Annotated in this window: 2 protein-coding genes; both read right to left on the bottom strand. The window is 68.8% G+C overall.

Going from position 1 to position 2,027, the window contains the following annotated elements:
• Window positions 1-465 precede the first annotated feature (465 nt).
• Window positions 466-870, bottom strand: a complete 405-nt coding sequence (locus GSQ76_RS00580; protein ID WP_158741973.1) for a GFA family protein — start codon at window positions 868-870, stop codon at window positions 466-468.
• The coding region (locus GSQ76_RS00575; protein WP_158741972.1) for an FAD-binding oxidoreductase at window positions 870-2,027 on the bottom strand (1,158 nt) is incomplete at its 5' end. The genes GSQ76_RS00575 and GSQ76_RS00580, both read right to left, overlap by 1 nt.

Below are 2,027 nucleotides of genomic sequence, written 5' to 3'. Positions count from 1 at the left end.
GGATCGGGGGTGGGCGCGGCCGGGAGGCTTCGATGGTCGACAGGTCATGGTGCGGCCGCCGCATGCGCGCACCGCGGCTGACGCCGGTGGGCGCGACGCGGATGAGACGCGGGCCGGCCGCCTGACCGATGCGGTCCGGGAGCGACTGGATGGGCTGGATACGATCGAGGACATCGCGACGCGGCCGACCGAGGAGGTCATTCGCGGTATTTGCCGCGACCTTGGCGTCGACCCGGCGCGGATGTCGTCTCGCCTCGATGACGAGGCCGATCCTATGCCTGGAAGGCCAGGCCCGCGACCATCACCGGGACGACCGCCTGGCATTCCGTGGTGGTTCAGATTGGGCAAACGGCGTGGGCGCAGGCTGTTTTCCTGGCGTTTGGCAACGCGATCTACGTGACGGGGACGGCGTCGCTCATGGCGCCGATCCCGACGTTTTCGGGGGGCCGGCCATTCGCCGCCGGCTCAATCCGTTGGGTTGCCTGGTAGGCTGCGTACCTGGTCGATCCAGGGTAGAGCGGAGCGGCACCAGATCTGCCGCTTCGGCGACAGCGTATCGCGCTGGCGGATGCTGCCCCAGCGGATGCCGATTTCCGCCGCGTCCACGCCCTCGCCACCGGTGAAGAGCGGGCTGCCGCAATCGGGGCAGAAATGCTGGAACCGCCTGCGGCCGTTATCGCCGGTCTTGACGTAGATCTTCGGTGGCGCGCCGGTCAGCCGCAACTTGGTGCAGTCGGTGGCGATGGTCACGCGGTAGGGCGACCCGGTGAGGTTCTGGCAATCCGTGCAATGACAGATCGACACCAGGTCCGGATCGATGTCCGCCTCGTAGGTCACGCGGCCGCAATGGCATTGGCCGTCGATGTGCATTAGGCGGCGAACCGTTCGGGCGCATAGGGCGCCGGGTCGACGAAGGGGGCATCGCCGGTCATCATTTCCGCGATCAGGCGGCCGGAGCTTGGGCCCAGCGTGAGGCCCTGATGCGCATGGCCGAAGCAGAGCCAGAGATTGTCCTGCCGGGGCGCCTTGCCGATGATCGGCACCATGTCCGGCGTGGTGGGGCGCACGCCCATCCAGGGGGCCTCGTCCACCCGGTCGGCCAGCGGGATCAGGCTGCGCGCGACGGGCTCGGCACGCTGCAACTGCACGGGGGTGGGGTCGGCGCCGGTCTTGGCGAACTCGGCGCCCGTGGTCAGGCGGATGCCGTAGCGCATGGGGATGAGCATGAAGCCGCTATCGCCATCCAGCAGGGGCCGGTTCAGCACCGCGTTGCCGCGCAGATTGTAGTGCATGTGGTAGCCGCGCTTGCCGAAGAGTGGCGGCTTGTAGCCGAGCGGCGCGGTCACCTGCGTCGAGGCGGCGCCCAGGGCGATCACGGCGGAGGCGGCTTCGACCGGGCCATCCTGCGTCATGACCTGCCAGCCATGGCCGACCCGGTGCAGCGTGGTGGCGTCGCCGAGCGCCAGCTTGCCGCCGAGTTCCAGGAACAGCCTGGCGTAGGCGTTGACCAGGCCGTTCGGGTCGCTGCAGGAGAGCGGGTCGGTCCAATGGATGGCGCCAATTTTTTCGACCTGCAAAGACGGCTCGGCCGCGGCCAGTGCGGCGCCATCCAGCAGGGCGTAGTTGACGCCGTATTCGCGATGCGCGCGCTCGGCCTCGGCGGCGGCGGCGGCCAGTTTGGCGGCGTTGCCGAACATCCGGTGATAGCCGATGGGCCGCAGCAGATCCGTGGCCTTGGCCTCCGTCGCGACGGCCATATGCTCGTCGATGCAGGTGGCGATGAGTTGGGCGTGGCCCTTCACTGCGAGGGCGTAGCGGTCGGGGTGGGAGTTCCACCAGTATTGCAGGAGCGGGGAGGCAAGCTGCGGCATTGCGCCCAGGTGATATGACGCATCGATCGATCGATTGCGCCCGATGCGGCTCAGCTCCGCGAGGGAGCGGGGAAAGGGGTGGGGGAACACGGCCTCCCGCTGGATCAACCCGGCATTGCCGAAGGATGCGCCTTCGCCGGGCGCCTGACGGTCCAC

Origin of the sequence: Acidisphaera sp. L21, assembly GCF_009765685.1 — a bacterium.
In the GTDB taxonomy this organism is placed as follows: Bacteria; Pseudomonadota; Alphaproteobacteria; order Acetobacterales; family Acetobacteraceae; genus LMUY01.
Note: the sequence above shows the minus strand (reverse complement) of the source record. Positions and strands in the feature narration are given on the sequence as shown.